Genomic DNA, 5,007 nt, shown 5'->3' with positions numbered 1-5,007 from the left:
AATCACAACCTCTCTCCAAAGCTGTGAAACATCTAAAACGTTTGCTTTATCAATTGAGCATACTTTTTTACTTCTACTCATAGCAATTTTAAATGCTTGATGAGCGATTCTTATAATCTCATCACGAGTGTAAACCATAGTATTCCAACCCTTGTTCTCATCACGCCCTTTTGGCTCTCCAAAATAGATACCGCCAATAAGTTCACGAACAACCATAAGGTCAACACCTTTTATAACTTCAGGCTTAAGTGATGAAGCATTTATAAGTTCGTCAAAAACAGTTGCAGGACGAAGATTTGCATAAACTCCAAGCTCTTTACGAAATCTTAGAAGTCCACTCTCAGGTCTTTTCTCACGTGGTAGATTGTCCCATTTAGCCCCACCTATCGCACCAAAAAGTACTGCATCACTCTTTAAAGAGATATCTATTGTCTCTTGAGGAAGTGGATCACCCGTCATATCATAAGCACATCCGCCCATCAAAGCCTCTTCATAAGAGAACTCTAAATTACAGCATGATGCTATAGCATCTAGAACTTTTACTGCTTCATCTATGATTTCAGGGCCAATTCCATCACCTTTAATGAGTGCGATTTTATATATTTTCATATTTAGTTACCTTTAATTTCATTTTGGGCAAAATTCATAAGTCCGCCAGCATCTATTAACTCTTGCATGAAGTCTGGAATAGGGATAAATTTATATACTTTTTTTGATGTTTTATTTGTAATTGTTCCATTATTCATATCAACACTTATCTCATCACCCTCTGCTATCTCAGCACTCTCTTGAAGTTCAAAAATTGGAAGTCCCATATTAAACGCATTACGATAAAAAATTCTTGCAAATGTAGGAGCAATTATTGCAGCAACTCCAGCAGCTTTTAGTGCTATTGGAGCGTGTTCACGGGAACTTCCACAACCAAAATTCTCACCGGCTACGATAACGTCGCCTCTGCTCATCTTTTTAACGAATTCAGGGTCTGCATCTTCCATAACATGTTTTGCAAGTTCTTCTGGAACTGAAGTACTTAAATAACGCGCTGCTATAATTAAATCTGTATCAATATCTTTTCCAAATCTCCAAACTTTGCCGTCAATATTTGCTTTTTGCATCTTAAATCCTAATTTCTATTTTTAAATATTTTTGCGATTATAACTAAAATGTTGTTTGAGTTTTATAAAAAGAGAGGCTTTGTAGATAGTAAAATGGAAGATAGCGACATCATATTATATGATATTATGCCGCTATTATTGAGCTATTATCGCTTGAGATTATTGGTTGTTTGAAGCATTTCATCACTTGTTGTGATTACTTTTGAGTTTGAATCATAGGCTCTTTGCCCAGTAATTAGGTCAGTTAGCTCAACAACAAGTTCAACATTACTAAGCTCAACAAAACCTTGTCTTATAACACCAAGACCATCAAGTCCAGGAGTTCCCTCTACTGGTTGACCTGAACTGTCAGTTTCAAGATATAAGTTATCCCCCATCGAGTGAAGACCAGCTGGATTTATGAAGTTTGTAAGAGTCATTTGACCTATCTGTGTTGCTTGAGCTTGACCTGGTTGAACAACACTTACAGTTCCATCAGTACCAATACTTACATTTGTTGCATCGGGTGGAATAACAATCTCTGGAACCAGTCTATAACCATCACTATTTACGATTGAACCATTCTCATCAACTTTAAATGCACCATTTCTTGAGTAAACTTCACTACCATCTGGAAGCTCAAGCTTGAAAAAGCCTTTTCCAGTTACAGCTACATCAAGCTCATTATCTGTCTGCTTAAGACTTCCCTCTGAGAATATTTTGTTGATAGCAGTTGGACGAACACCAAGACCTACTTCTATTCCTGTAGGACTTTTAGTTACATCACTTGTAGATGTTCCTGCATAATCCATTACTTTGTACATAAGATCCGCAAACTCTGCACGTGATTTTTTAAATCCTATAGTATTTACGTTGGCAATATTGTTTGCCGTCGTATTGATTTGTGTCTGCATTCCTATCATTCCAGTAGAAGCAGTGTAAAGTGATTGCATCATGGCCTATTCTCCTTAAGATTTTTTAGCAAGTTTTTCAATTGCATCGCGGTTCATATCATTCATCTGTGTATCCATAGCTTTTTGATACATTCCAACTAAACGATTTGTCTCTATTAGCTGTGTCATCATCTTTACAGCATTTACATTACTCTTCTCAACAAAACCCTGCAGGACAGCCTCACTTCCATCAAGGCTTACAAGAGCCTCTGCCCCGCCTTCACCATCATATCTATAAAGGCCATCACCCTCTTTTTTTAGAAGATTTATATTGTCTGGTTGTGCGATAAATAGCCTATTTACTTGATTTAGCATCATTGAGTTTGGAACGTTTGTCATAATTTGCCCATTTTTATCTATCTCAATGGCACTATCACCTTCGTTAAAGGTAATAGGTTGGTTCGATATAAGATAATCACTTGGTAAAACTTCATAACCTTGTTTGGTAACTAATTTCCCCTCATCATCTTTAGTAAATGTTCCATCTCTACTTAGACGAATGCCCTCTGGAGTTTTGACTAAAAAAAATAGTCCCTCTTTTGATAAAGCCACATCGAGCGGATTATCGCTCTTTTGCATAACTCCCAAAGAGAAGTCTGTATAAGCATCAACAACTTGTGGAGCTTTATTCATAGCTCTGTTTAAAAACTGCGCTGCTTCTTTTGTGTGGTTTGCATTTGGAAGTTCATCTCTAGCCTCTTTATATAGACGCATAAAATCGCCAATAATAAGGTTGTCTTCTTTAAACCCTGCTGTATTTACATTGGCAAGATTGTTTGCGATAGTGTCAAGTCTGTTAAACTGTGTAACCATTCCAGCTGCTGAACTGTAATATCCGCTTTGCATAAAGTACCTTTGTCTAAATATTTTAAACTGGTAGCAAAGTGTGTTCCAATTTTTCAACAAGCACGTCTTAAGTCTATTTGGGTATAATCCACCTTCAGAAAAACTTAATGCAAATAAGGTGCGATATATATGACAGCAAAAGAACTAAACAAAGCTATTGAGGCGTTTTTTGCCAATCAAAAACCAAAAGAGTGTTCTACTTATGAATCACTTATAGAACTTTTTGACAAGCAACCAACGTCTGCGCAAGCTGCAAATATTTTTAAACTAATACAAAAACATAAAGCTTGTATATATACATCATCAGAGCATGCAAAACTTCTTAATGATAAAGAAGCAGAAGCAAGAAGAAGCGCTCAAAGAAAGATGATTGAGAACAATGAGACAGATAGTTTTGACATACTAAAAGAGCATGAGTTGCTCGAGTGGTCAAGATCTGACTCACCTGTTCGTATGTACCTTCGTGAAATGGGCCAAATCCCACTTCTTACAAAAGAAGAAGAGATAGAGATAAGTAAAAAGATAGAGGGCGGAGAGAGTATTATCATTGATGCAATCTGTTCTGTTCCATATCTTATAGATTTTATTCTTGACTACAGAGAGCCTCTAATCAATAGAGAAAGAAGAGTTAAAGAGCTCTTTAAGAGCTTTGAAGATGAAAAAGAAGATAGTGACGAAAATGAAGAAAGCGATGAAGATACTGAAGAAAACGATGAAGAAGAAGTCGTTGAAAAGACATTAACTCTTAAAGATAAAAGTAGAGTTGAAAAAGTAACTATAAGCTTTAAAGCACTAGAAAAAGCTAAAAAAGAGTGGATAAAACTTGCTGAAAAATTAGCTGAAAATGCGGATGGTGAGCTTACAGCTGATCTTGTGATGCATTATTTAAGCGCTACTTATAAAAAGGGTGTTCTAAAAGAGAAACTCTTAGACTTAGGGCCTACTTCAAAGCTTATAAATGAGCTTGTAAAAGCTATGGAGACTGCATTAAAGAGTGATGAGGGTTATGATAAAGAGCTAAAGAGATTAGAGTATAAACTACCTCTCTTTAATGCAACACTAAAAGCAAATCATAGAATTTTAGTTGAAAAAATTTGTGATTTAACTAAAGAAGATATATCTGCTATGGTTCCTGAGGCTACTATGGTTAGTACATATATGGAGATTAAAAAACTAGTTCAAACTAAAGAGGCTTCAAAAAACAGCTTCGATATGGAACCAGAAAAATTAGCAGATATTTTAGAGCAGATTAAACGTGGTAAAAATATCTCTGAAATCTCTAAAACAAAGATGGCTAAATCAAACCTTAGACTTGTTGTATCTATTGCTAAACGTTACACAAATCGCGGGTTGCCTTTTTTAGACCTTATTCAAGAGGGAAATATAGGGCTTATGAAAGCTGTTGATAAATTTGAATACCAAAAAGGTTATAAGTTCTCAACTTATGCTACTTGGTGGATTCGTCAAGCAATCTCACGCGCTATCGCGGATCAGGCTAGAACTATACGTATTCCAATTCATATGATTGAGACAATAAACCGTATCAATAAGATTATGCGTAAACACCTTCAAGAGCATGGTAAAGAGCCAGATGTTGAAGTAATCGCACAAGAAGTTGGCCTCTCAGTTGAAAAAGTTAAAAACGTAATTAAGATTACAAAAGAGCCAATAAGTCTTGAAGCACCTATTGGTAGTGAAGATGATGGACGCTTTGGTGACTTCATTGAAGATAAAACGTCTCTCTCTCCATCTGATGCTATCTTAAAAGATGACTTGAGAGTTCAAATTGAGAATGTTTTAGAACAGTTAAACGAGAGAGAAAAGGCTGTTATCAAACTTCGCTTTGGAATTATGGATGATGAGAGTGATAGAACCCTAGAAGAGATTGGAAAAGAGTTAAATGTTACTCGTGAGAGAGTACGCCAAATCGAATCAAGTGCTATCAAAAAACTAAAACACCCTAAAGTTGGAAGAAAACTTAAAAACTATTTAGAAGAATAACGGATTCAGAGATGACATTTGAGCAACAATGGATAGAGTATGATTATAACCCTTTCATAGTCTTTAATTCATCTATGAAGATACTTTCTCTTAATGCTGAAGCACAATTCCTA

The 5,007-nt window shown here is 35.8% G+C and carries 5 protein-coding genes; 1 reads left to right on the top strand and 4 read right to left on the bottom strand.

Annotation, left to right across the window (positions count from 1 at the left end):
• From PHI38_RS09010 to PHI38_RS08995, 4 genes are all read right to left on the bottom strand, one after another.
• The coding region (locus tag PHI38_RS09010; protein WP_299855305.1) for an isocitrate/isopropylmalate family dehydrogenase at positions 1 to 609 on the bottom strand (609 nt) is incomplete at its 3' end.
• A 2-nt stretch (positions 610 to 611) separates the two neighbouring features.
• Entirely contained in the window at positions 612 to 1,115 is a 504-nt protein-coding gene (locus PHI38_RS09005; protein ID WP_299855302.1) for a 3-isopropylmalate dehydratase small subunit, read from the bottom strand.
• Between the two features lie 146 nt (positions 1,116 to 1,261).
• Positions 1,262 to 2,050, bottom strand: a complete 789-nt coding sequence (gene flgG, locus PHI38_RS09000; protein WP_299855300.1) for a flagellar basal-body rod protein FlgG — start codon at positions 2,048 to 2,050, stop codon at positions 1,262 to 1,264.
• Positions 2,051 to 2,062: 12 nt separating this feature from the next.
• Positions 2,063 to 2,893, bottom strand: a complete 831-nt coding sequence (locus PHI38_RS08995; protein ID WP_299855297.1) for a flagellar hook-basal body protein — start codon at positions 2,891 to 2,893, stop codon at positions 2,063 to 2,065.
• 129 nt (positions 2,894 to 3,022) lie between these two features.
• On the opposite strand from PHI38_RS08995, the gene rpoD reads away from it, so the two are divergent.
• Positions 3,023 to 4,894, top strand: a complete 1,872-nt coding sequence (gene rpoD / locus PHI38_RS08990; protein ID WP_299855294.1) for an RNA polymerase sigma factor RpoD — start codon at positions 3,023 to 3,025, stop codon at positions 4,892 to 4,894.
• Positions 4,895 to 5,007 lie beyond the last annotated feature (113 nt).

Source organism: Sulfurimonas sp. (genome assembly GCF_028694895.1).
Lineage (GTDB): Bacteria > Campylobacterota > Campylobacteria > Campylobacterales > Sulfurimonadaceae > Sulfurimonas.
The sequence above is the reverse complement of the archived record's forward strand: the minus strand, read 5'-3'. Positions and strand labels throughout refer to the sequence as shown.